At 67.6% G+C, this 23,241-nt stretch carries 19 protein-coding genes; 12 read left to right on the forward strand and 7 right to left on the reverse strand.

The window, feature by feature from the left end:
• Positions 1–101: 101 nt before the first annotated feature.
• Positions 102–2,345, forward strand: a complete 2,244-nt coding sequence (locus VGV60_18495) for a VWA domain-containing protein (protein HEV8703266.1) — start codon at positions 102–104, stop codon at positions 2,343–2,345.
• 264 nt (positions 2,346–2,609) lie between these two features.
• A complete protein-coding gene (locus VGV60_18500) occupies positions 2,610–3,593 on the forward strand; it encodes a GIDE domain-containing protein (GenBank protein ID HEV8703267.1) in 984 nt (327 codons plus the stop codon).
• A gap of 6 nt (positions 3,594–3,599) precedes the next feature.
• Here VGV60_18500 and VGV60_18505 read toward each other — a convergent pair whose 3' ends face one another.
• Entirely contained in the window at positions 3,600–5,870 is a 2,271-nt protein-coding gene (locus VGV60_18505) for a CRTAC1 family protein (GenBank protein ID HEV8703268.1), read from the reverse strand.
• 138 nt (positions 5,871–6,008) lie between these two features.
• Here VGV60_18505 and VGV60_18510 point away from each other — a divergent pair, with 138 nt between their 5' ends.
• Complete coding sequence (locus tag VGV60_18510) at positions 6,009–6,578, forward strand: LemA family protein (GenBank protein ID HEV8703269.1); 570 nt, start codon at positions 6,009–6,011, stop codon at positions 6,576–6,578.
• A gap of 246 nt (positions 6,579–6,824) precedes the next feature.
• Here the strand turns inward: VGV60_18510 and VGV60_18515 are convergent, their stop codons facing one another.
• Both VGV60_18515 and VGV60_18520 read right to left on the reverse strand, forming a co-directional pair.
• Positions 6,825–7,703 carry a hypothetical protein gene (locus VGV60_18515; GenBank protein HEV8703270.1) on the reverse strand — a complete coding sequence of 293 codons (879 nt, stop codon included), beginning with the start codon at positions 7,701–7,703 and terminating at the stop codon, positions 6,825–6,827.
• A complete protein-coding gene (locus VGV60_18520; protein HEV8703271.1) occupies positions 7,700–8,986 on the reverse strand; it encodes a M48 family metalloprotease in 1,287 nt (428 codons plus the stop codon). Before VGV60_18520 ends, VGV60_18515 begins: the two co-directional genes overlap by 4 nt.
• 263 nt (positions 8,987–9,249) lie before the next feature.
• On the opposite strand from VGV60_18520, the gene VGV60_18525 reads away from it, so the two are divergent.
• From VGV60_18525 to VGV60_18535, 3 genes are read left to right on the forward strand one after another with little or no spacing between them, the layout of a single operon-like run.
• Entirely contained in the window at positions 9,250–11,094 is a 1,845-nt protein-coding gene (locus tag VGV60_18525) for a DNA topoisomerase VI subunit B (GenBank protein HEV8703272.1), read from the forward strand.
• Complete coding sequence (locus VGV60_18530) at positions 11,091–11,909, forward strand: methyltransferase domain-containing protein (protein ID HEV8703273.1); 819 nt, start codon at positions 11,091–11,093, stop codon at positions 11,907–11,909. Before VGV60_18525 ends, VGV60_18530 begins: the two co-directional genes overlap by 4 nt.
• Positions 11,910–11,920: 11 nt before the next feature.
• Positions 11,921–13,006, forward strand: coding sequence for a DNA topoisomerase IV subunit A (locus VGV60_18535; protein ID HEV8703274.1), 1,086 nt, complete (start codon positions 11,921–11,923; stop codon positions 13,004–13,006).
• Positions 13,007–13,051: 45 nt separating this feature from the next.
• Here the strand turns inward: VGV60_18535 and VGV60_18540 are convergent, their stop codons facing one another.
• Entirely contained in the window at positions 13,052–14,734 is a 1,683-nt protein-coding gene (locus VGV60_18540; protein ID HEV8703275.1) for a S1C family serine protease, read from the reverse strand.
• A 182-nt stretch (positions 14,735–14,916) separates the two neighbouring features.
• Here VGV60_18540 and VGV60_18545 point away from each other — a divergent pair, with 182 nt between their 5' ends.
• The gene (locus tag VGV60_18545) at positions 14,917–15,354 is read left to right on the forward strand and encodes a hypothetical protein (protein HEV8703276.1); all 438 of its coding nucleotides are present in this window, start codon (positions 14,917–14,919) and stop codon (positions 15,352–15,354) included.
• A 123-nt stretch (positions 15,355–15,477) separates the two neighbouring features.
• Here the strand turns inward: VGV60_18545 and VGV60_18550 are convergent, their stop codons facing one another.
• The 3 genes from VGV60_18550 to VGV60_18560 are packed head-to-tail and all read right to left on the reverse strand — an operon-like array spanning position 15,478 to position 19,065.
• Complete coding sequence (locus VGV60_18550) at positions 15,478–17,082, reverse strand: NAD(P)/FAD-dependent oxidoreductase (protein HEV8703277.1); 1,605 nt, start codon at positions 17,080–17,082, stop codon at positions 15,478–15,480.
• Entirely contained in the window at positions 17,075–17,722 is a 648-nt protein-coding gene (locus VGV60_18555) for a DNA-3-methyladenine glycosylase I (protein HEV8703278.1), read from the reverse strand. Before VGV60_18555 ends, VGV60_18550 begins: the two co-directional genes overlap by 8 nt.
• Positions 17,719–19,065 (reverse strand): P1 family peptidase, encoded by a 1,347-nt coding sequence (locus VGV60_18560; protein HEV8703279.1) that lies wholly within the window; start codon positions 19,063–19,065, stop codon positions 17,719–17,721. Before VGV60_18560 ends, VGV60_18555 begins: the two co-directional genes overlap by 4 nt.
• Before the next feature lie 135 nt (positions 19,066–19,200).
• Between VGV60_18560 and VGV60_18565 the strand changes: the two genes are divergently transcribed.
• From VGV60_18565 to VGV60_18585, 5 genes are all read left to right on the forward strand, one after another.
• On the forward strand, positions 19,201–19,974 hold the full coding sequence (locus tag VGV60_18565) for a DUF4197 domain-containing protein (GenBank protein HEV8703280.1): 774 nt from the start codon (positions 19,201–19,203) through the stop codon (positions 19,972–19,974).
• Between the two features lie 133 nt (positions 19,975–20,107).
• Complete coding sequence (locus VGV60_18570) at positions 20,108–21,139, forward strand: integron integrase (protein HEV8703281.1); 1,032 nt, start codon at positions 20,108–20,110, stop codon at positions 21,137–21,139.
• Between the two features lie 202 nt (positions 21,140–21,341).
• On the forward strand, positions 21,342–21,794 hold the full coding sequence (locus VGV60_18575) for a hypothetical protein (protein ID HEV8703282.1): 453 nt from the start codon (positions 21,342–21,344) through the stop codon (positions 21,792–21,794).
• Between the two features lie 148 nt (positions 21,795–21,942).
• Positions 21,943–22,437, forward strand: a complete 495-nt coding sequence (locus VGV60_18580) for a hypothetical protein (protein ID HEV8703283.1) — start codon at positions 21,943–21,945, stop codon at positions 22,435–22,437.
• Positions 22,438–22,547: 110 nt separating this feature from the next.
• Complete coding sequence (locus VGV60_18585) at positions 22,548–23,018, forward strand: hypothetical protein (protein HEV8703284.1); 471 nt, start codon at positions 22,548–22,550, stop codon at positions 23,016–23,018.
• Positions 23,019–23,241 lie beyond the last annotated feature (223 nt).

Here is a 23,241-nt window from a genome sequence, read left to right on the forward strand (position 1 = left end):
GGCACAAGGGAGCCGTCACGTTACCCCGCCCGCCGACGCCGGTCAAGGGGCGATTGCGCGGGGCCGGGAAGGTGTAGCATGGTCGGCAACGCGGAGATCCCATGGGCGCGCACCGCACCCGCATCGTCCCGCTGACCGCATCGATCCTGGCCGCGCTGCTCGCGGCGCCCGCCCTGCCACGGGCCTCTCCGGGGGACCGGGAAGAGACGCCTCCGGCCGAGGTCCCTCGTCCCTTGATCGAACGCGCCGTCAGCGAGCTGGTCCTGATCGAGACCTATGTCACCGACACCCGCGGCCGGGCGCTGACCGGACTGACGGCGGACGATTTCATCCTGATGGTGGACGGGCACAAGAGCCCGATCGCCTCGTTCGAGCTGCGCGCGATCGCTCCGCAGGCGGGTGGCGCGGTGACCGCGGCGCAGGAGCCGGCGCCGGGAGAGCCGGCCCGGCCGCCCGACCTCCCCCGGCGCTTCATGCTCTTCTTCGAGGACGGGACCTCCGCACCGAACGGCCTGACGGCTGCGCGGCAGGCCGCCCATCGGTTCCTCTCGTCGGGGCTGGTGCCCTCCGACCAGGTCGGGATCGCCGCGTACGACACGGGCCTGAGGATCCTGCACGATTTCACGACCGACCGCGACGCGTTGCGCGGGGTGATCGACCAGAGCCTGCACGAGGTTCGACGGATCTCCGATTTCGCCGCCGAGCAGCAGAGGCACGACGACGAGATCGAACGCCTGGTCACGGAGGCGATCCAGACGTCCTCCATCTCGGACCCGAAACAATCATCCCCCATGGGGAGCGGTAAGAGCCAGGGAGGCGCGGGCGGGTCGAGAGGCCAAGGCGCGGGCTCCGGGGGTCCCGGCCCGACCCAGAAGATCGATGGCGAGGCCGCGGCGCTTCTGCGCCCTGGTGATCAGGTGGAAAAGGCCAAATACCTCGCCGAGGCCTATGGCCGGGAGGAGGCGACCCATCTGCGCGACGTTCTCCGCGCCATCCGGACGCTCGTCGACTCCGTCGCCGGATGGCGCGGCTACAAGGCGATCGTCTACATGGGGGACGGCATGCCGGAAAATCCGGCGCTGGCGTACGCCGAGCGGATCCTCGCACGCGTCAAGGACAATCGCCTGCTCCTCCGGGTCGCGTCGTTGTCCCTGTCGTCCGATCTCCAGGCGCTGGTGCAGGCGGCGGCCGCGCGCGGTGTCACGATCCACAGCCTCCAGACCCGGGGCCTGGAAGCGGGGGACTCCCGGCAATTGCGGGCGGCCCGGCGTCGCACCGACTCGCTCAGGTCGATCGCCCTCAATACCGGCGGGCTCGCCTCGGCCTCGAACGACTTCTTCCAGGTTTTGCAGGACTTCGACACGAGCAGCCGGACCTACTACATCCTCGGGTTTCAGCCGCAGGGCCCGCCGGACGGCCGTTTCCACGAGGTGCTGGTGAAATGCCGGAACAGGGACGCACGCGTGCGCTGGCGGAAGGGATTCACCCGGCTGAAACCCGAGGAGGCGCGTGAGCGGACGATCCTGGCGGCGTACACGGTGCCGGAGATGTATTCCGAGATGGGGGTCGGGCTGAGCGCCGTCACCGGCCCGGTGGGCCGGTCGGGGCGGATTGCGGATCTGATCCTGCACGTGCCCGGGGACAGGATCGTCTATCTGCCGGAGGACGGACGGCCCACGGCCCATCTCGAGGTCGGGCTGGTCGCCGTGGACGATGCCAGGAAGGAGACGGTGCGGGCATCCCGAACGCTGAGCGTGGCGCTGCGTCCCGAGCACGGACGGCCGGGCACGATCGGGATCGACCTGGTCCACAGGGTCTCGCTGCCGGCCGGGAGCCAGACGATCACCGCCGTCGTGCGGGACGGCGCCGGGGGGATGGTCGGCGGCACTCGACTGTCCCTCCCGCCGGCCGGGCCCACGGAGGGCCGGGTCCTCGGCCTGTCGATCTACTCGCTGCAGGAACGAAGTCTCTGGATCGATCTGCCGGAGGGAGATGCCGGAACGGCGGTTACCGGCGCGGACCGCGAGCCCACGATCGGTCCCGCCCTCAAGGCTGTCTACGGGCAGGGAGAGCCGCTCGTGTGCGGCTTCAGGATGCCGGAAGGGTCCGGCGGCGAAGGCGCGGAATTGCGACTCGCGATCCGGAAGGGGGACGCGATCGTGAAGATCGTTGCCATCGAACCCCGGGACATCGGCGCAGACGGGAAGGTGCACGTGCCTCTCCCCGCGGAATCGATTCCTCCCGGCGACTACACCGTGGCGGTGCAGGAGGTCCTGGCCACGGGGGTTCTCGATCGCGGCGTGGTGCCGCTGGCCGTGCAGCCGGTGGAGGCGCGGCCTCTCTAGTCCCGGGTGGGGGGCCGCAGCGCGGGGCGGCTCATGGCTCGCTCGCGAAGGCTGCGCGGTGCCTCGCTCACGCGCATGGCGCGGCTCGAAATCGCCGCCCCGCGCTGCGGCCCCCCACCTGTGCCCAGGGGTGTCTCGAGTCTCCAACACCATGGCTGTGCGCGCGCTCGAGGTGTGCCGGCTGAAGGTGGAGAGGCGGCTTGCCGGGGCGGACTGCCGACCCAATATTGAGTGCGGCAGCAACGCTCGGATGCCCGGGGGCCGATGGACTTCAGGCTGGACTTCAGCAGGCAGAACCTCATTCGCACCGCCATCGTCGCCGGCTGCGGCCTGGCGGTCCTCCAGATCCTGGGGCCGTTCCGGGGGGACGGCTCATGGCGGCACGGGCTGTACGACGCGCTGGCGGTCCTGGGAGGGGGGGCGCTCCTCCTTTTCGGGTTCGTCCTCTTGAGGCGCAAGCGGCTGATCGAAAACGTCCCGACGTCGAGGATCCGATCGGTGGCGATGGGATTCGTCGAGCTGGCGGGGCTGGCGAGGGCGAAGGCGACCGTAGCGGCCCCCTACTCCGACATCCCGTGCGTCTACTTCCGCTACAAGGTGGAGGAGGAACGGACGAGAAGCCGGGGGGGCCGCACGTGGGTGACGATCGAATCGGGGGACTCGGGAGTGCCATTCCACCTCCAGGACCCGACCGGGACGATCCTGGTCGACCCGGCGGGGGCGGAGACGGTGCTGCGGCAGTCGTTCAGGAAGGTCGAGCGGGGCGAGGGCTTCTTCGGGCGGCGCAAGCGATACACGGAGTGGTGGATCGTAAGCGGGCAGAAGGTGTTCGTCGCGGGGACCGTGAGGCGGGTGCGGGACCTGGCGCTCGAGAGCCGCGCGACTCTGCACGATCGGCTGCGGGAGCTGAAGGGGGATGCGCAGCGCATGAGCACGTTCGACGCCGATCGCGACGGCCGGATCAGCACCGAGGAATGGGGGAACGCCGTGCGCGCCGTGCAGGACGAGGTGGTGCGCGACGCGGCGTCGGCTCCCGCGGCCCCGCCGGAGGACGACGTCCTGATCGGCAAGGGGAGCGACGAGACGACCTTCGTGATCGCCGATCGCAGCGAGAAGTGGCTCGTGGGGAGACTGGCCCTGCAGGCGGGGGCGGCGCTCGCGGGCGGGGCGGGCGTGGTCGTCGTATTCAGCGTGTCGCTTCTGGCGCGGGTGGGAATCCTTCCGGGCGGGTGGATCGTCCGCTGGTGACGGCCGTCAGCGGGAGGCGACCTCCGGCTGCGCCCCGAGGGTGAACGGCCGGAGCGTGCGCGGCACCAGCGCCTCCTCCCCTTCCTTGATCGAATAGACCCCGTCGATCCCGACGTCCTTGAAGGTCTGGACGATCCCGGACGTGGGCCAGGTCACCCGGATCTCGCGGATCGCGGTGGCCCGGCCGAGGCCGATCTCCTGGCGCAGCGGGTTCGCCCCGAAGGAGCCGCCGGTCGTGACGGTCCGGTGGATCTCGCGCGTCCCCTCCGGCGTGTCGGCGAGGATCCGGATCCGCGCTTCCAGGGCGGCGCGGTTGGACTGGACCCCTTCGAGCTTCAATTTGATCCAGTGGTTCCCGTGTCCCGGGTTTTCGTACAGAACGTTCCGGTAGAAGTCCCCCTGGTACACGCCCCCCATCGCCTCGTAGATGTCCTGGTCGCCGTCGTGATCGAAATCGGCGAACGACACGCCGTGCCCCTTCTGGAGGTGCCCGAAGCCCCCGGGGGTGGTCACGTCCTGGAAGAAGCGCCCCTCGGCGTTGCGGAACATCCGGTTGGGGATCAGGGTGCCGAGGTTCGGGTCGCCGGTCCCCAGGTAGAAATCGAGCCAGCCGTCGTTGTCGAGGTCCCCGAAGTTCGATCCCATGGTGTGCAGCAGCCGGTAGAGGTGCGCCGCCTTCGTGACGTCCTTGAATCGGCCGTTGCGCTCGTTGTGGTACAGCCGGGCGCGCTCGGCCTTGTGCGGCAGCCCCAGGTACTCGGCCGCGAAGTCCCCGATACCCTCCGCCTGGTAGCCCGAGACGAACAGGTCCTGCCAGCCGTCGTTGTCGTAGTCGAAGAACCAGGTCGGGAAGCTGAAGATCGGCTCGGCCACGCCGGCCTCGGCGGTGACGTCGGTGAAGCTCCACGCGGTCGGCCCGGCCCCGCCCGGCTTCGGCCCGTCGTTGCGGTACAGATGGTTCGGCTCCTCGCGGCAGGAGACGTAGAGATCGGGCCGTCCGTCGTTGTTGTAGTCGGCGGCGGCGGTCCCCTTGGCGAAGCAGTCCACGGTGACGCCGGAGAGCGCGGCGCACTCGGTGAACGTCCCGTCCCGGTTGTTGTGGAACAGCTCGCTCGGGTTGGGGTCGCGCTTGGTCGACTCGTTGCCGATGAACAGATCGAGCCAGCCGTCGTTGTCGTAATCGAGCCAGCTCGCCGTCTGGGTCGGATGGAAGCTGAGCAGTCCCGCCTTCTCGGTGACGTCCTCGAACGTCCCGTCGCCGTTGTTCTTCAGGAGCGAGTTGGGGAGGTGCCCTCCCCGGCCCAGCCAGCCGCCGCGCAGCATCAGGATGTCGGGCCAGCCGTCGTTGTTGTAGTCGGTCTGCACGATGTTCAGGCTCCAGACCTCCCCCGTGAGACCGGCCTCGGCCGTGCGCTCGGTGAAGGAGCCGTCGGAGTTGTTGCGGAAATAGCGGATGGGGCCGTCCACCGCGACGGTCGAGACGGCCAGATCGAGATCGCCGTCGAGGTCGAAGTCCTCGGCGATGGAGCCGCCGGCGAGATCGTTCACGTCCAGCTTCAGCTCGGGCGCCCGGTCGTGGAACCGCCTGATGTCGTAGTCGGACTCGAATGCTCCGGGAGGGATCAGCCAGCGCTCCTCGACCTTGTCGGGGTAATCCCCCAGCGTCATGGCGGCGAGATTCAGCCACCAGCGGGCGCTCAGGTCGTCCGGCTGGTCGTTCAGCTCCTCCATGAGGATGCGGATCGCCTGCGTCGAGCCCTCGGGGCGCCCGTGGAGCCCGCCACCCTTGATCGGCAGGATGCACGACTCGGTGGTGTGGCGCGTCAGGCAGTTCTGCTGCTCCCCCAGCCGGAGGTAGGCGATCGCCAGGTGGTGCCGCATGAACAGCCGGTTGCGCGGGGTGGGGCGTCGCTTGCCCGAGTCGGCGGTCTTCTGCAGATCGAGAAGGGCCTGGATCGCCTCCTCCGACTTGCCCGCCTTCAGGAGCTCCTCGGCGAAGTCCGGCTGCAGGTCGAAGTACTCTTGGGGGTCGACCGACTTCTCGAGCACGCCGCGGATGAGCTCGGCCCGCTCCTTGTTGCACCACGGGTTTTCCTGCAGATTGATGTCTCTCCCCAGCTGCGCGAGGCGCTCCGCCATCTTCCGCGTCCCCTCCCCCTGCGGACCGGCGGGGGGCGCGGGGCCGGAGGCCCCCGTGCAGGCGGACACGATCAGCGCGATGCCGGCCACCAGGGCCAGGCCTGCCGGCGCCGGCAGGCGATCGGGGGCGATTCGCATGGACGTAACTATGCCCAGAACCCCGGCGCGGAGCAACTCCGGAAACGACCCGCCTTGCGCCGCAGGAGCCGCGGGCTATATTCCCCATCGCGGCCGCCGGCGCGCGGCGGTGACGATTTTGATATCGGGGAGGCTGGCATGGGCATCGTCGTCCTGATCGTCATGGCCCTCGCGGTCGTGATCGCCTTGAGCTACCTGGCCGGGATCTACAACCAACTGGTCTCGGTCCGGGTCAACGTCGACAAGTCCTGGTCGAACATCGAGGTCCTGGAGAAGCAGCGCTACGACGAGATCCCGAAGCTCGTGACGATCTGCGAGGGGCACATGCAGTACGAGAGGGAGACGCTCCAGAGGGTCATCGAGGCGCGCACGCGCTACCTCGAGGCCCGGGGCCCCGCGGCCAAGGGGCTGGCGGGCTCTCAGATGGCGATCGCCCTGAAGAGCCTGTTCGCGGTGGCCGAGAGCTACCCCGACCTCAAGGCGAGCCAGAGCTTCCTGCAGCTGCAGGGGCGGATCACGTCCCTCGAGAACGAGATCGCCGACCGGCGCGAGTTCTACAACGATTCAGTCACCATCCTGAACACCCGCATCGAGCAGGTCCCGTACATCGTCTTCGCGCGCCTGCTGAACTACGCGCCGCGGGAGATGTACAAGGTGGGGGCCGCGGAGCGGGCAGTCCCCGGGATCAAGTTCGCCTTCCCGCGCTGACCGCCAGCCTTCCTCAGCCGGTGGCGCCGCGGCCTGCGCCCGCCGAGGACGGGTCCGGCTCGCTGCGCGAGCCTCCCCTCTGTTCGCCTCGCGCCCACCCGCCGCGCTGAAGGTCGCGCGGCGGGGCCCGGCGCGAGGTCTCACAAGCCCCGGCGGGCGCAGGCCGCGGCGCCGCCGGCTGCGGACGGCCTAGCCCCGAAGTGCGGGCCGGTCGATCGTTCCCGGCGCTGCTCGTTTGCTTTGCGGTCAGTCGCTGGATTTTGGCTGGCTGCCGGTTTTCGGGTGATTGCTGCTCGGGTGGCGGTCCAGGAGGGCTTCGAACTCGCCGACGGGGTCGGCGCCGGCGCTGTCGGAGTCTTTCACCTCGGTGGTCTCGGATTCCTCGACGATCCGGACCTCCGATGACTCGGGGTACTTGCGGAGCAGGTTCTCGCTGACCTGTCCCATCACCAGGGCCGCCTTCTTGGTGAGCTGGCTGTAGGACGTGTTCTCGTAGCCGCTGAAATAGCCCTCGGCGAACCCCTGCCGGCCCTCGAACACGGTCAGGTCCATGCGGGCGAAGCTGCGGGGGGCGGCGCTGGTGGAGCCGAAGATGGCGCGCATGGTGGCTTTCCCCTTGGACACGCCGACCGCCTGGATGCGGGCGAGCGCCACGCCGTCCACCTTGAGGAAGGCGCACAGCTTCACCGCGGCCTCGCCGGCCGTGTAGCGGTGCTGGCGCACCTGCTTCGGCCGCCGGACGATCCTGGACCACTCCTCGTCATAGCGGTCGTTCATCTTCCGGGCGAGGGCGCCGAGGGCGGCGCTCCGCCCGAGCTCCTGGGACGTCACGGCGCGGACCTTGTACCCCTTCGCTGCGAGCATCGCCTTCAACGCGGCGAAGCCCTCGTTCTCCAGCGCGGCGCTCTCCTGCACCATCTGGTCGGTCATGATGACCTTTTCCTTGACGAACTCGGCGTGCGGCAGGAGCAGGGCCACCGTCATCGGCCGGGACTTCTTGCCCAGGAAGCCGGCGGTCATGTACCCCCGGGCGAAGGCCGCCGCCGACGAGGCGACGCCGAGCACGAGCGCCAGGGCGATCAGGGACCGCGTGGTCCGCGAGTTCGGTCGGGATGACGTCTTCATCGGGTCTTTCCTCCGGTCTTGATGGCCGCGTTGATGTCCTTCATCTCGTTCAGGATGACGCCCTTGTCGTGCGCTGCGGGGCGGGCGCGCAGGTAGATGACGAACTCCTTGCCGGCGTTGACGAAGCGCTTCTGGCGCTTGAGGACGTAGCCGAGGCCGCGGTGGGCCTCGGCGGCCCCCGGGTCGAGCGCCAGGGCGCGCATGTACGCCTGCTGGGCGGAGTCGAGGTTCTGCTTCTGCGCCGCGCGCCCCTCGGGGGTCTCGAGGAGACGCGCCTCGCGCTCGCTCCGCGTGTAGCGCTCGCGCGTGACGGCGTTTCTCAGTTTCTGCTTGTTGGTCGGGCCGGCCTCCCCTTCGAACAGGGCCCGCGGCCCGAGGGCGAGGCGCGCGTCCCCCAGGGTCACCTGGGCGGCCGGGTCGCTCTCGTCCTCGCGGACCAGGCGCTTCGCCAGGGCGACGGCGGACCGCGGACGGTCGGCGGCGATCAGGTCCTGCGCGGTCTCGAGGGAGAGGCGCCGCACGAGCGATCGGTAGCCGCGCGCGCCGACCTTGAGGGCGGCGAGGTCGGCCCCCTGCGTCAGGCCCGGAATCATCTCCTGCGTGTAGGCGATGCGCGCCTCGAGCTGGGGATGCGTGTTCCATTTCGACTTGAAGTCCGGGTTCTCCCCTTCGGGGTCCTGCATCAGGATCTCGAACAGGCCGCGCATCTCCCTGGGGTCGTAGCCGGCCTTCAGCATCCGCTTCGCCCCCAGCCGGTCGGCCTCCTCCTCGAGGTCGCGGCCGTAGCCGAAGACGCTCATGGCGAGGAAGTAATCGCCGACGCCGAGGGTGAGTGGCCCGAGGATCGCCCCGGCGATGGTCTTGCGGCGCGCCGATCGGTACGACAGGATGCCGTGGTGGCCGGCCGTGTGCTGCACCTCGTGGGCCAGGACGGCGGCGAGCTGCGCCTCGTTCTCGATCTGCGCCAGGAGTCCGGTGTTCACGTACAGCTGGCCGTCCGGAAGGGCGAAGGCGTTGGCCGCGGCGTCGCGCAGGACGTGGACGCGGTAGCGCATGTACGGATCGGTCGGCTTCGGCGCGAGCTGCGCGCCGAGGCGCGACAGCGCCGCCTCGAGCTCGGGCGCGTCGTAGCGGTAGCCCCGGCGGACGAACTGGTCTTCGTAGGCGCCGGCGTTCTTCATGAGCTGCGTTTCGCTGCTCTTGAGCTCCAGCGGGCCGTAGAACCCTTCGCCGTCCGCCAAGGCCGCGGCCGGCGCCAGGGCGCTGCCGATGAGGAAGGTCATATAAATGATGCGGGAGGAAACGGGGGCCGGCGGGAGGCGGCGATCACGGATTCGTAGTTCCGTCACGTTCGTGAGGACTCCGGTCGCCAGGGACGGGGCGCGACGACTCTGAATCTAGGTTCGGGCCCCGTGCTGTCAAGGCGATCGGCGCGGCGCCGATCGCTGCGGACAAGCGAGCCCCGAAGTACGGGCCGCACCCTTGGTCTCGGTGCGGCCCGATTCCTTCCCGGGGCGCGACGCGGCGACTCTGATAGAATTCCGCGATGGCAAGGAAGGCGAAGACAGCCGGGGCAACGGCGCGATCGCCGAAAGCGCCGTCCAGGGCGGGCCAGAAGAAGGGCAAGGGAAAAGTCGTGCAGATGGATCTGTTCCGGGCCGATCGCAAGGGGGCGGCACCCGCGGGAGCGCCGGGCACCAAGCGCCGTGCCGCGAAGGCCGCGGCCCCGAAGCGCCCGGCCGCCAAAGTCGCCGCCCTCGAGGTCGTGCCGGACGCCGCACCGGAGACTCAAGCGGCGCCGGAGGCGGCCTCGCCCCCCGCGAAGGCTCCGGCCGCGCGGCGGCGCGAGACGGCCGAGTCGCTCGGCAAGAGGCAGCGCGAGATCTCCGTCGCCGAATTCTTCCAGAAGAACCGGCACCTCCTCGGATTCGACAATCCCGCCAAGGCGCTGTTGACCGCGACAAAAGAGGCGGTGGACAACTCCCTCGACGCCTGCGAGGAGGCGGGGATCCTGCCGGAGATCACCGTCGCCATCGAGGAGCTGGCGGAGGACCGCTTCCGCCTGTCGATCACCGACAACGGGCCCGGGATCGTGCGCGGCCAGATCCCGAAGGTGTTCGGGAAGCTCCTGTACGGCTCGAAGTTCCACATCCTGCGGCAGAGCCGCGGGCAGCAGGGGATCGGCATCTCGGCCGCCGGCATGTACGCGCAGCTGACGACCGGGCAGCCGATCCGCATCACGTCGCGCACGGGCAAGAGCCGGCCGGCCCACTTCTTCGAGATCCAGATCGACACGACGCGCAACGAGCCCAAGGTGCTCACGGACCGCGAAGTGCCGTGGGACCAGGAGCACGGCACGCGCGTCGAGATGGACATCGCCGGCACCTACAAGAAGGGGCGCCGGTCGGTGGACGACTACGTGGTGCAGTCGGCGCTCGCCAACCCGCACGCCACCGTGCACTACCGCCCGCCCAAGGGGGACGAGTTCCGGCGCGAGCGGTTGACCTCCGAGCTGCCGCGCGAGCCCCTGGCGATCAGGCCGCACCCGTACGGGGTCGAGCTGGGTGTCCTGATCTCGATGCTGCGCGACACGAAGGGACGGTCGCTGCGCGGCGCGCTGCAGCAGGACTTCTCGCGGGTCAGCGCCAAGGTGGCGGAGGAGATCTGCGCCGCGGCGGGGCTCGACCCGGACGCCAAGCCGCGCTCGCTCACCGTCGCCCAGGTCGAGACGCTGTTCCGCGCCATCCCGAAGGTGAAGATCATGGCGCCGCCGGCCTCGACCATCGTGCCGATCGGCGAGGGACTCATCCTCGAGGGGCTGAAGCAGACGCTCAAGGCCGACTTCTATACCTCGGCCACGCGGCCTCCGGCGGTCTACCGCGGCAACCCGTTCGTCGTCGAGGCGGGCCTGGCGTACGGCGGCGAGCTGCCGGCCGAAGAGCTGATCGATCTGTGGCGCTTCGCCAACCGCGTGCCGCTGCAGTACCAGCAGTCGGCCTGCGCCATCACGCGCGGCGCCCTCACCACCGACTGGCGCAACTACGGCATGCAGCAGAGCAAGGGGGCGCTGCCGGCGGCGCCGATGGTCCTGTTCGTGCACATGGCCAGCGTCTGGGTGCCGTTCACCTCGGAGAGCAAGGAGGCGATCGCCTCGTACCCCGAGATCATCCGCGAGCTCAGGCTCGCCCTGCAGGAGGTCGGCCGCCGCCTCGGCTCCTACCTGCGCCACCGGCGCCGCCTGGCCGAGGCCGAGCAGAAGCGCTCCTACATCACGTCGTACATCCCGCACATCGGCATCGCCCTCAAGGAGATCCTCGGACTGACGAAGACGGAGGAGGACAAAATCGTGAAGACGCTCACGGAAACCCTCGAGAAGAGCCGGCTGCCATGACCGACCCGAACGCTCACTTCACCGGATCGATCCCGGAGAACTACGACCGGCACCTGGGGCCGGTGCTGTTCGAGCCGTACGCGCGCGACCTGGCGCGCCGCCTCCCGGCCGCCGAGGGGACGCGCGTCCTGGAGATCGCCTGCGGCACCGGCATCGTCACGCGGCAGCTGAGGGAGCGGCTGCCCGCGGGGGCGCGGCTCGTCGCGACCGATCTGAACCAGCCGATGATCGACCACGCCCGGCGCAGGCTCGAAGGGGTGCGCGGCATCGACTGGCAGCAGGCGGACGCCTGCGCCCTGCCGTTTCCCGACAAGTCGTTCGACGTCGTCGTCTGCCAGTTCGGCCTGATGTTCGTGCCGGACAAGCCGCTGGCGCTCAAGGAGGCGCGGCGCGTGCTGGCGGACGGCGGGACGCTTCTGCTCAGCGTCTGGGACTCGCTCGAGAAGAACACCTTCGCCAAGATCGCGCACGAGAAGATCGCGTCGTTCTTCCCCAGCGATCCGCCGACGTTCTACCAGGTCCCGTTCAGCCTGCACGATATGGACGCGCTGCAGGAGATGGCGAGCGGCGCCGGCTTCACCGAGGTGCGGATCGACCCGGTCGCGTTCCAGGGGGAGAGCCCGACGGCGCGCGAGCTGGCGACCGGCCTGGTCGAGGGGAACCCGGTCGGCAGCGCGATCCGCGAGCGCAACATCGTGCCGGTCGCCGACGTGATCTCCGCCGTCGCGCTGACGGTGGCGAAGCAGTTCGGGGACCGCCCGGTCCGGATACCGCTGCATGCCTTCGTGATGACGGCGCGCGCCGGCGCGCGCTGAAGGGAGAGACGATGCCGTCCCCGGCCCTGAAGAAGATCGAGCAGACCGCGGAGGAGGTCCGCAAGACCATCCTGAAGCGGCAGAAGCCCAATCTCAAGTTCCCGCTGCGCAGCCTGAGCAACGTCAAGTACGACCCGAAGAAGGGGCACTTCGAGATGCGCGGCCGGAAGAAGGAGCGCACCCTCACCGTCTCGACCGTCAAGACGTTCGCGCAGACCCTGCGCATGATGGCGCTGTCGCGCGAGCTGATCTCGCAGGACGACATCGCCACCAAGAGGGAGGCGTACTACGTCTCGAAGAACTGGGACGCGGCGCGCTTCCTCGAGCAGCCCGAATCCGATGCCGTGATGGACGACGTCGAGGCGCTGTTCGAGGTCAACCGCGAGCAGATCGGCTTCGTGCCGGAGGAGAAGGGGGGCGAGATCTCCGGGAAGCTCGTCATCGTCGACCGCGACTCCGAGACCGGCAAGCCCCTGCGCATCGACTGCACCAAGTTCGGCTCCGGCGCCTATTCGATCCCGATCTCGGTCGAGCACCTGAAGTTCGAGACCGACGCCGACTTCATCCTGGTGATCGAGACCGCCGGCATGTTCCAGCGCCTGGTGAAGCACAAGTACTGGAAGACCGCCAACTGCATCCTGGTCTCGATGGGGGGCGTGCCGACGCGCGCCTGCCGCCGCTTCATCCGCCGCCTGGCCGACTTCAAGAAGATCCCCGTCTACGTGTTCGTCGACGGCGACCCGTACGGCATCTCGAACATCTACCGCACCCTCAAGGTCGGGTCCGGAAACGCCGCCCACCTCAACGAGTACTTCTGCGTTCCCCAGGCGCGCTACATGGGGATCACGCCGCAGGACATCGTCGACTACAAGCTCCCCACCCACCCGCTGAAGGAGGTCGACATCAAGCGGGCCCGCGACGCCATCAAGAACGACCCGTTCTTCCAGCACCACAAGCCCTGGGTCGCCGCCATGGAGCACCTCCTGAAGATGGGCGTCCGCGCCGAGCAGCAGGCCCTCGCCAAGTGGGGGCTCAACTACGTCATCGACACCTATCTTCCGGAAAAGCTCAAGCATACTGAGAAGTTTTTGCCGTAGCACCGGACCAGGCAGCGCGTGAGGAAGTTCAGATAGAGGAGAAAGTCAGCGCGAAGCCGGAGCTCTCAGGGGTGCGAAGTCTCTCCAAATTCTCTGGAGAAGATCCCCGCCGATCTCTTCGCTGGTGATCGCATCAGGCTTCGCTTCATTGAGTATCTCAAGCCCAAGGTGATCTCCCTCCGCTCTCGCTGGTTCAAATGCCTCGGGCAGAAACTCTGCGAATCCGAGGTATGCCACATCTTCCATGTGTCCGGCAGGACCAGCGAACCGCTGCCCTACGGGCGCCCGACCGATTCGGATCGGCTGTACTTCCTTGCCATCCCGGATGAGCCGCAGAGTATCGACATCTCCTTGGTATCGGTAGCGCATGACCGCGCTCGAGCCTACCAGGCCGGCCGCGAAAGCTGAACCGAAAGTCGGCTTGATCCGGGGAATGATGACGATCTTTACAATCGCGCTGTACTGGCCGACGTACTGAGCCCAACCCTTGATATCAGCGACAGGATCGTAGGTGTCGGCTGCAGAGACCTTCTTGCGCCGCTGCTGCCGGCCCTGGGCGGCCTTGATGTCATCCTGATGGTCGAAGTAGCAGAGAGCAGGCGGAGTGAGAAGGAAGACATCAAAGCGCCGAGTCACGATGTGGTAATTCTCCAGATCGAAGTCTTCAGCCAAGACAATCTGCTTCAGTGCATCCGCGGGATAACGTGTCCGCGGGATCGGAGGCCGAAAATCCGAAGACGGCAGGGTGAATCCGCTGAGCTTCTTCCTGGCCTCCTCTAACACGGGGAATGCCTTCCATATTCTCACGGTTCCAGAAATCCCGCGTCCTTCTCCAAAGGTGTTGATTCCGATCGCTTCTTTCTCAGCGTTGAGTAGGGGCCCTCCGCTGTTGCCGTGATCGATCATGACGTCGCTGATGATTGCGCCAGTTTCGACTTTGCTGACGATCCCCGCGGTGATGATTTTCTGTTGATGAAGAGGGCTTCCAATCGCGAAGATCTCGTCCCCCTCTCGGACTGGCGGCTGCTCAGCGGAATCTGCGGCGAGCCTTATCACGCCGAGAGGCGGCATCGCTTTCGGGTTGATCACGAGGATAGCGACATCCTCGCGTGCATCTGAGGCGATGACAGTCGCGGGCAGCCGGTGTTCGTCGTCAAAACTGACCGTGAAAAAGCGACTTCCCGAGGTGACATGTTCATTTGTGATCAGGAGGCCCCGCTCGTCTACTAGAAAGCCAGAGCCATGGCCCCCTTCGGACTCGACTGTTACCACGGAATCACGCAGCGCCTGGAACACCTCTGTCGCAGTGGACTTTGGCCGGACAGGAACAGGCACGGAGGGCGTGCCGATGAGTGCGTTGTCATTGCTCAACTCGATCGTCACCGCACGGCCACTGATAACCTCGAACGCAAAGTCCCATTCCATTCGACGCAGGCCGAGCTGCACTGGCGCCATGGAACGAATCCGATAGTGTCCGGGTCCTAGTTGAACCTGGCCCTCCCCGGTGAACGATGTGGTGATAGCAACCTTGTCGCCTCCTGCCTCTGCCAGAGGCAGGATTTCAAACGGGTGCTTCGGTACCGGTTTGAGCGAGAGATCAATGTCAACGACGGCCACCTTGATCACGACGTTGACTGGAGCAACGGGTGAGGCGAATGAGGCTGATTCCATCGCCAAAAGGCAGCATGCCGCTACAATACGACTCAGGAAGGACCGGCTCCGCATCATCGGAGTCCCTCCAACTAGCCAGGATAGAGTGGGTTCCCCAAGTATCGTGGTCGAATTCTATCCAGGGGATTGACGTGTAGTCAAGCCCAGGCCCGCACGGATAGGTCGCCACGACCGCCGCGGGGCTGGTCGCCGGCCCGCGGCTCGGGTAAGATGGGTGCTTGCCAAGGAGGCAGACCAACATGAGGAATGTCCTGAAGAGCAAGGCGGTCCTGGCGCTCGTGCTCCCCGTCGCCCTGACCGGCTTCGCGTTCGCCGGAGCCAACTGCGATCACGGCAAGGGAGGAGAGGCGAAGGCGGGCGCGCACTGCAACCTGAACAAGAACGTCGTCAAGGAAGCGAAGCTGACCGACGACGGCGCCATCGTGACCCTGAAGGGGAAGAACGCCAAGGCCGTCAGCCACATCAAGGAGCACCTCGCCGCCCACGCCAACGGCGAGCCCTGCGAGGGCTGCCCCCTGTCCATGGAAGGCGTGACCACCAAGGTCGAGATGGCCGACGACGGCGGCACGTTCACGCTGGTCGGCAGCACTCCCGAGACCATCAAGGCGGTCCAGGAGTGGGCCCAGATGCCGGCAGGCGCCTGCTGCAAGCACGGCGAGAGCCACGAGAAGGCGTAAGTCCGGCTTTCTCGGTCGAGCGCTGGAATTCGAAGGGCCTCCGGGGCGACCCGGAGGCCCTCTTCGTTCACCCGGGCCCCGTCGGGCCGGGCTCCGCGGGCACGCCCAGTCCCGGCCGGCAGGCTAGCGCAGCGCCCCTTTGCGGAAATCGCGCCCGATCTCGCGTGCCGCGTTGTACCCCGCGGCCCCCATGACGCCGCCGCCCGGATGCGTGCACGCCCCGCACAGGTAGAGGCCGCGCACGGGAGTGCGATAGTCGGCCGCCCCCGGCACCGGGCGCATGAAGAAGAGCTGGTCGAGCGTCATGTCCCCCTGGAAGATGTTGCCGTGCGTCAATGAGAAGTCCCGCTCGAGGTCGAGCGGACTCAACACCTGCCGGTGCAGGACCGAGCCCCTGAAGTTGGGGGCGTAGCGCGTGAAGATCTCCGTCACCCGGTCGCCGAACTTCTCCTTCTCGGTGTCCCAGGTCCCTCCCTTCAGCTCGTACGGCCCGAACTGGCAGAAGACCGACATGATGTGCTGCCCCGCCGGCGCAATCGAGTCGTCGTAGACCGTCGGAATCACGGCTTCGAGGAACGGCTGCGACGACCACTGCCCGTACTTCGCCTCGTCGTAGGCCTTCTCCATGTAGTCGAGCGACGGGCAGATGTCGATCGTCCCCCGGTGCTGCGGCCCCGGCGCCTTCCCCGGCAGCGCCGTGAAGTCCGGCAGCTCGGACAGGGCGTAGTTCACCTTGATCGACGACCCGGTGATCCGGAAGCGCTCGATCGCGCGCACGAACTCCGGCGGCAGATCGCGCCGCGCGTCCATGAGCTTCAGGAAGGTGATGTTCGGATCGGCGTTGCTGACCACGGCGCGCGCCCGGACCTCCTCGCCCCCCTTCAGGACGACCCCCTCCGCCCGGCCGTCCCGGACCAGGATCCTCTCGACCGCTGCGCCGCAGCGGATCGTCACCCCCCGCTCGCGCGCCGCCCGGGCGATGCACTCCGACACCTGCCCCATGCCGCCGCGCACCACCCCCCAGCAGCCGCGCATCCCGTCCACCTCGCCCATGACGTGGTGGAACAGCACGTACGCCGTCCCCGGCGTGCGCGGCCCCGCGAACGTCCCGATCACCGCCTGGCCGCAGAGGAGCGCCTTCAGCTCCTCCGACTCGAACCACGAGTCGAGGAAGTCCTTGGCGCTCGCGACCAGGATCTCGATCTCGCCGTACAGGTCCTTCTTCAGCCCGCGCGCCAGCCGCGCCACCTTCAGGAGCCCGAGCAGATCGCGCAAACGCGACGACGTCGGGTCCGGGGGCGTCATCATCAGGAGCGGCTCGACGAACTCCGCCAGCCGGTTCAGCGCCTTCTCGTAGTCCTCGTAGACGTCCGCGTCCTTCGCCGAGAACTTGCGGATCTCCGCGCGCGTCTTGTTGTAGTCGTTCCAGATCATCAGATGCCGGCCGTCCGGATACGGCTGGAAGTACGGCGGATCCTGAGGATAGATCGTGAGCCCGTGCCGCTTCAGGTCCAGGTCGCGCACCACCTCGCGCCGCAGCAGGCTGATGACGTACGCCGCCGTCGAGACCTTGAACCCCGGCCACGGCTCCTCGGTCACCGACGCCCCCCCCACGAACGCCCGCCGCTCCAGGACCAGGACCTCCAGCCCGCGCGCCGCGAGGTACGCCGACGCCACCAGCCCGTTGTGGCCCCCCCCGACGATCACCACGTCGTGCCGGTCAGCCATCGCGCCTCCGTCCGGGCGCGCGGCTCTCCGGCCCGGCCGGGCGGCCCGCCTCGCGGCGCGGACGCGCCGCCGCCGCCCCCGGCTGCGGCGCTGCCGCCCGCGGCGCCGCCGCCCGGGCCCACGGCGGATCGAGCGCCAGGATGCGCCCCTGCACCGGGCACGACGCAGCGTGGGCCCCCGGCAGGTACCCCGTGCTGATCAGGAACTCTCCGGTGATCTCCCCACCCGTGAAGCGGAACGTCTCCTTGAACAGCTTCACCCACGCGGGCCTGGCCAGCGGATGGTGGGCGTCGAGCCACTCCGCGAACGAGCCGTGCTCCTCGCGTAGCGCCGCAATGCGCCGCGCGTTCTCGATCGCCGCGTCGATCTTCAGCCGGTTGCGGATGATCCCGGCGTCCCGCAGCAGCCGCGCCTTCTCCCTCCGCCCGTACGCCGCGACCCGATCGACGTCGAACCGGTCGTACGCCGCACGGAACGCCGCCCGCTTCTTGAGGATCGTCAGCCAGCTCAGCCCCGCCTGGTTGATCTCCAGGACCAGCCGCTCGAACAGCCCGACGTCGTCGCGCAGCGGGAAGCCGTACTCCCTGTCGTGGTAGGGGCCGTGGAACGGATGCCCCGTCGCGACCTCGCAATAGCTCATGGCGTCCCCGGCGCGCCGCCCGCCGCCCCCTGCTTCGCAGCGGGCGCGCCGCCGACCGGCGGCCGGCCGTACTTCTTCATGATCGCCACCAGCCGGTCCAGAGGCAGCGCGAAGGCCGTGTTGCCGTCGCGCCCCACCGTCGTGGTCGCCATCGCCAGCGCGTTCAGGATGGCCTCTTCGGTCGCCTCGCCCACCGCCTCGAAGAGCGGATTCAGGTGGGAGTCCGGCACCACGGTCAGCGTGTAGGTCAAGGGCTTCGCGTAGTGCGGCACCCGGTTCCCCGTCGAGAACGCCAGGAAGATGTCGCCGCTGCCGTGAGACGAGATCGTCCCCGTGCGCGCCAGCCCCATCGACGCCTTCGAAGCCAGCCGCCGCAGCTTCAGGTGATCGAGCGGCGCGTCGGTCGCCACCACGATGATGATCGAGCCGTCGCCGGCCCCCTCCAGCGGCATCAGGTTGGTGATCTCCCGCCCCACCGGCACCCCCGCCACCAGCAGCTCGCGCCGCCGCCCCATGTTCGCGTTCACCAGGACCCCCACCGTCCAGCCGCCGTCCTCCGAACGCAGAACGCGCGACGCCGTGCCGATCCCCCCCTTGAACTCGTAGGAGATCATCCCCGTCCCCGCGCCCACCGCCCCTTCCATCACGGGCCCCGCGCTTGCCGACTCGATCGCCCGCACCGTGTCCGCGACCGACACGTGCCGCCCGCGCGCGTCGTTGAGCGACGAGTCGTCGCACTCCGCCACCGTCGGCGCCACCACGTCGTCGCCGATGCCGATGTCCGGGTAGCGCTTGAGCATGTACTCCACCACGCCGTCCATCACCTTCCCGATGTTCATCGTGTTGGTCAGCAGGATGGGCACCTCGAGCGCCCCCTGCGTCTCGATCCAGATGCTCCCCGTCATCTCCCCCGTGCCGTTCAGCACCCAGGTCGCCGCCGGGACCTTCTCGCGCCACAGGTCCCCCCCATGCGGCAGGATCGCCGTCACCCCCGTGCGCACCGGCCCCTCCCCCGGCCGCAGCTTCCCCTCGCCGCGGACCAGCGTCACGTGCCCCACACGCACCCCCTTGACGTCGGTGATCGCGTTGTTCGCCCCCGGAGCCATCCGCCCGATGACGATCCCCAGGTCGCGGAGACGCTTGCGAGGAGCGTCCGCCCGGTCCACCCCGGCGCGCGCGGTGGGCGCGCCGGACGCCGCGGGTGCACCGGACGCAGAGGCGGCGCCGGACGTCGCATCTCCCCCGTGGATCAGCACCGCGCGCATCAGCAGGATCGCGCCAATGAAGAGGATGAGCCCGCCGACGGCGATTCCCGTTCCCGCCGGACGATTGCGCCGCGCCATGATCGCGTCTCCCGTTGTTGAAGCCGGTAGCCTCATCCCGATCGCCGGTCCGAGTCAAGGGCAACCCGCCGCGGTTGCGCCCGCCGCGAAGCGGACTACAATCACCCGGCTCCGCCAGAGCAGGAGGACCTCCCCATGCTCTCGACACTCAGGACAGCGAGTCACCGGCCCGCGGCCATCGTGACCGCGCTCTGCCTCGCGACCGCCGTCCCGTCGCAGGCCGCCGCCACCCTGGATCCCAGGACCGCCGCCAGCGGCCTGAAGGAGGCGCTCGGAGTCGGCACCAGCCGATCCGTCGCCCTCCTCGGCCGCCCGGACGGCTATCTGAAGAATCTGGACGTCCGGATCCCGATGCCCCAGAAGCTCCATGCCGTCGACGTCAGCCTCCGGACGATCGGCAAGGGGAACCTGGTCGACGAATTCGTGACCAGCATGAACCGCGCCGCCGAGACCGCCGCCCCCCTCGCCAGGAACGTCTTCCTCGACACCATCAAGCAGATGAGCTTCGCCGACGCCGTGAAGATCGTGCGCGGCAAGGACCATGAGGCCACCGATTACCTGCGCGCCAACGCCGGCCCCAGGCTCGACACCCTGTTCCGGCCGATCGTCGCCGGGCAGCTCGACAAGGTCGGGACCACCCGGACCTTCGACACCATGATGGGCCGCGCGGCCGCGCTGCCGTTCGGGGGACGCGTCGCCTTCGACCTGAAGGCCTACGTGACCGCCAAGGCGCTCGACGGCATGTTCCTGATGATCGGCCGGGAAGAGGAGAAGATCCGCAAGGACCCGGTCGCCCGCACCACCGACCTTCTCAAGACCGTCTTCGGCGGGTCCGGCGAGACCGGAAAGAAGAAGACCCCCTGGTGGGAGAAGGCGGTCTCCGGCGGGTCGTCCAGCAGCGGAGCCTAGCGGCTCGCCTCCCCCACGTCGACCGCGTCATCCGCCCCGCGGCGGCGCGAACGTCCCCTTGCCTGAATGAGGCCGCCGGGCGTATATTTGCGGCCAAGAGCCGTCCAAAAAACGCCCCCAAGGGAGTGAATGCATGGAGCCCTTGGCCACCAAGGACGCCGCAGCCGCGCCCGCCCGCGGGTCGCGGATCAGCGTCGAGCGCCTGATCGAAGCCATTCATCGCGAAGCGCGCAGCCGGCACCTCAGCCCGCGCACCGAGCAGGCTTACGCCGGATGGGTGCGACGGTTCATCCGGTTCCATCAAGGCCAGGATCCCCTCCGCTTGCGCGAGCCCGAAATCAGCCGATTCTTGTCGAGCTTGGCGACCGAAGGTCGCGTCAGCGCCTCGACCCAGAACCAGGCGCTGAGCGCCATCCTATTTTTCTATCAGGAGGTCCTGCATCGAGACCTCGAGTGGCTGCAGGACGTCGTCCGGGCCAAACGCCCCATCCGCCTTCCGGTCGTTCTCACCCGTGACGAGGTCGACGCCATTCTCAACGAGCTGAACGGCAGCCCCTGGCTCATGGCCTCATTGATGTACGGGTCCGGCCTGCGCCTGATGGAATGCTGCCGCCTGCGAGTCAAGGACATCGACCTCGCTCGCGGCGAAATCACTGTCCGCGATGGCAAAGGAGCCAAGGATCGCGTCACGCTCCTCCCCACCAAATTGCGCGAGCCCCTGACCTCGCATCTCGACAAAGTATTCCGCCTGCACCAGCAGGACCTGCGGAAGGGGAGGGGCCGCGCGCCCCTGCCGGGCGCGCTCGTCCGCAAGTACCCCAGCGCGCCGAAAGAGTGGGGCTGGCAATGGGTCTTCCCCGCGACCCGCTTCTACAGCGAACGCGATACCGGGGTCATGTACCGGCATCACCTGCATGAATCCGTCGTCCAACGGTCCGTGAAGGAGGCCGTTCGCGCCGCGCGGCTCCACAAGCCCGCCAGCTGCCACACCCTGCGGCACTCCTTCGCCACCCACCTCCTCGAGGCCGGTTACGACATCCGGACAATCCAGGAGCTCCTCGGCCACAGCGACGTCGCCACCACCATGATCTATGCCCACGTCCTCAACCGAGGCGGCCGCGGGGTCAGAAGTCCCCTGGACGAACGAGGCGGGAGTGCCACATGAGGCGACCGGTGCCAGCCTATGACTCTACAGCGCAACTCAGGTCCGGCGGCTACGCCTCGGCGCAGCTCCGTCATCTTTCCGACGGCTTCGCAGCACTAACTGGAAATAGCAGACCGACCTTTTCCGAACTAGACGGCGATTTCGCAGGTTTATTGGTTTTTATAGATCGGCCTAATTTGCGTTATGCGGAACAGGTGGTGGCGTGAAATACAAGGCGATCCGTAGCGCTGCTCACAACTTCGCGGCGTCGTTCGTCAGCACCCTGAACTGGGCAGGGGACGATCACACGATGAGTCACCTTGTACGATCGGCAGTTTCGTCGGGTGTGCCCGAGTTCACTGTTAACTTGCTGACCGGTAGAGCCGGCCCCGAGTCGTTCTTGACAGCTCCTGTCGCGGACGCCGTGCGCCGCTATGTACTCTCGTTTCCCGACTTCTTGGCTCAGCAACGTGTCGAGGTCCCACACCTAACGAGCGCACGCATGGTCGTCCGTATCCTCCTCAAGGGAACCGTCGCGGCCCAAGGAGGTCCACCACCGTGGTCTGTTCCCTTCGAGTGCGAGGTGGATATCATTGATGACCGTGGCAAGGAGCACGCGGGACGGGTAGCAGACATATGGCACATGGGCGACGACATAGTCTTGGCTTCGAGTTGATGCGTGAAGACCTGGCGAGCATCGTGACGAGTCCGCATAACAACCGGCTGAAGCTGGCGGCGCGCGGGAGACCCGTGGCGGAGTCGCTGCGGCGCACGCGCGCCGCAGCTTAGCCGGGGCGTTAGGTGGCACTAAGGGGCGATTTGCCATGCTGAGTCAGGTTGGTGAGCTGAGTATCGCGGCTGGAGACAACCACCGGTTCGTAGTCGCGAAGCGGCTCAAGTATGAGGCGAAATCGAACGCTGCATCCCTGCTCGCAGCCCTGCTGCAGCACCCGGCATACCGTGACGCAACTCTGACCCCAGGCTCAGGCCGGCACGACAATGTGGACATGCACGGTCCCTTCATTCTGTCAGACATTGGGCTTGAAGACTTCGGGCCGATCGATGCGCGCTCGGCCCAGCAGGCCATCGAAGTGTTTTGGGCAGATGAGAGCCACGGCTTGCCCAAGCCAGGCGCGACCGAGAAGGTCCGGCACTTGATCCGTGAACTCGACCTCGACCACGCGAAGACACTCCGTCTCGAGAAATCAGGTGTGTCGCATGAGTACGAGCCATCCAGTCTCCACGACGCCTTTCAAGAGTTTGTCATTATCAATCCGGAACAGCATGTCGTAACCTTGTTGGTACTGGGAATCGACTAGTGAGGTACGTGCCACCTAACAACCGGCTGAAGCTGCCGGCGCGCGGGAGGCCCGTGGCGGAGTGAGAGGCTGAGCACGCGCGCCGCAGCTTAGCCGGAGCGTTAGGCATCATGAAGCCTGTGTTGGTCGTTATCGGGGGAGTTGTGATTGTCAGCCTTGTGGCGGCCCTCCTACGTTCACGCACCGCACCGACGTATCACGTTGGGGTAGCTGACATTCCGAAGGTACTAGCCAGCCTTTCTGGCGCCAGCTCGTCTCCAACATTTGCAGTATTCATGTTCAACACACCTGACCGTCCGGGCGATGTTGTGAACCTCCAATTCTCGCTTGAAGGCGGCCGGCCCGGGCTCGACTGGGTGCTTCTCGGTGAGCGCAATATCGAGGACGAGGCTCGATTTCAGGATTTCGCGCGAGCCGCGGGCTTTCGGCCCAAACTCGAAGAGGCCAACGGGGTACGCTATCTGCGTATCGAGCATGGGGACCTTGCTGTGCTCTGTCGTGATGTCGTGACGAAGATGTACGCGCGCGGCGAAGCGGAGCCGATCGAACTGATCGTGGAGGGCTTCCACTGGAAGCCATGATGCCTAACAACCGGCTGAAGCTGGCGGCGCGCGGGAGGCCCGTGGCGGAGTGAGAGGCTGAGCACGCGCGCCGCAGCTTAGCCGGAGCGTTATGCGTACAAGGGAGCTGATCTAAAGTGACGTTGTTAGGAACGCACAACTCGAAGTGGCGCGTCAGCTGGGGACTGGCGGTAGCCAGTCTAGCTCTCGGCGCATTTCACTACTATTTGCTCTGGGTGATGGC

The organism is Candidatus Polarisedimenticolia bacterium, from assembly GCA_036001465.1.
Classification (GTDB): Bacteria; Acidobacteriota; Polarisedimenticolia; order Gp22-AA2; family Gp22-AA2; genus Gp22-AA3.

Coding starts and splice junctions, on each gene's coding strand:
- VGV60_18545 (HEV8703276.1), top strand. CDS start 14,917: ATGAGGAATGTCCTGAAGAGCAAGGCGGTCCTGGCGCTCGTGCTCCCC.
- VGV60_18500 (HEV8703267.1), top strand. CDS start 2,610: ATGGACTTCAGGCTGGACTTCAGCAGGCAGAACCTCATTCGCACCGCC.
- VGV60_18520 (HEV8703271.1), bottom strand. CDS start 8,986: ATGACCTTCCTCATCGGCAGCGCCCTGGCGCCGGCCGCGGCCTTGGCG.
- VGV60_18555 (HEV8703278.1), bottom strand. CDS start 17,722: ATGAGCTATTGCGAGGTCGCGACGGGGCATCCGTTCCACGGCCCCTAC.
- VGV60_18560 (HEV8703279.1), bottom strand. CDS start 19,065: ATGGCGCGGCGCAATCGTCCGGCGGGAACGGGAATCGCCGTCGGCGGG.
- VGV60_18510 (HEV8703269.1), top strand. CDS start 6,009: ATGGGCATCGTCGTCCTGATCGTCATGGCCCTCGCGGTCGTGATCGCC.
- VGV60_18565 (HEV8703280.1), top strand. CDS start 19,201: ATGCTCTCGACACTCAGGACAGCGAGTCACCGGCCCGCGGCCATCGTG.
- VGV60_18530 (HEV8703273.1), top strand. CDS start 11,091: ATGACCGACCCGAACGCTCACTTCACCGGATCGATCCCGGAGAACTAC.
- VGV60_18570 (HEV8703281.1), top strand. CDS start 20,108: ATGGAGCCCTTGGCCACCAAGGACGCCGCAGCCGCGCCCGCCCGCGGG.
- VGV60_18580 (HEV8703283.1), top strand. CDS start 21,943: ATGCTGAGTCAGGTTGGTGAGCTGAGTATCGCGGCTGGAGACAACCAC.
- VGV60_18505 (HEV8703268.1), bottom strand. CDS start 5,870: ATGCGAATCGCCCCCGATCGCCTGCCGGCGCCGGCAGGCCTGGCCCTG.
- VGV60_18535 (HEV8703274.1), top strand. CDS start 11,921: ATGCCGTCCCCGGCCCTGAAGAAGATCGAGCAGACCGCGGAGGAGGTC.
- VGV60_18540 (HEV8703275.1), bottom strand. CDS start 14,734: ATGATGCGGAGCCGGTCCTTCCTGAGTCGTATTGTAGCGGCATGCTGC.
- VGV60_18515 (HEV8703270.1), bottom strand. CDS start 7,703: ATGAAGACGTCATCCCGACCGAACTCGCGGACCACGCGGTCCCTGATC.
- VGV60_18585 (HEV8703284.1), top strand. CDS start 22,548: ATGAAGCCTGTGTTGGTCGTTATCGGGGGAGTTGTGATTGTCAGCCTT.
- VGV60_18550 (HEV8703277.1), bottom strand. CDS start 17,082: ATGGCTGACCGGCACGACGTGGTGATCGTCGGGGGGGGCCACAACGGG.
- VGV60_18525 (HEV8703272.1), top strand. CDS start 9,250: ATGGCAAGGAAGGCGAAGACAGCCGGGGCAACGGCGCGATCGCCGAAA.
- VGV60_18495 (HEV8703266.1), top strand. CDS start 102: ATGGGCGCGCACCGCACCCGCATCGTCCCGCTGACCGCATCGATCCTG.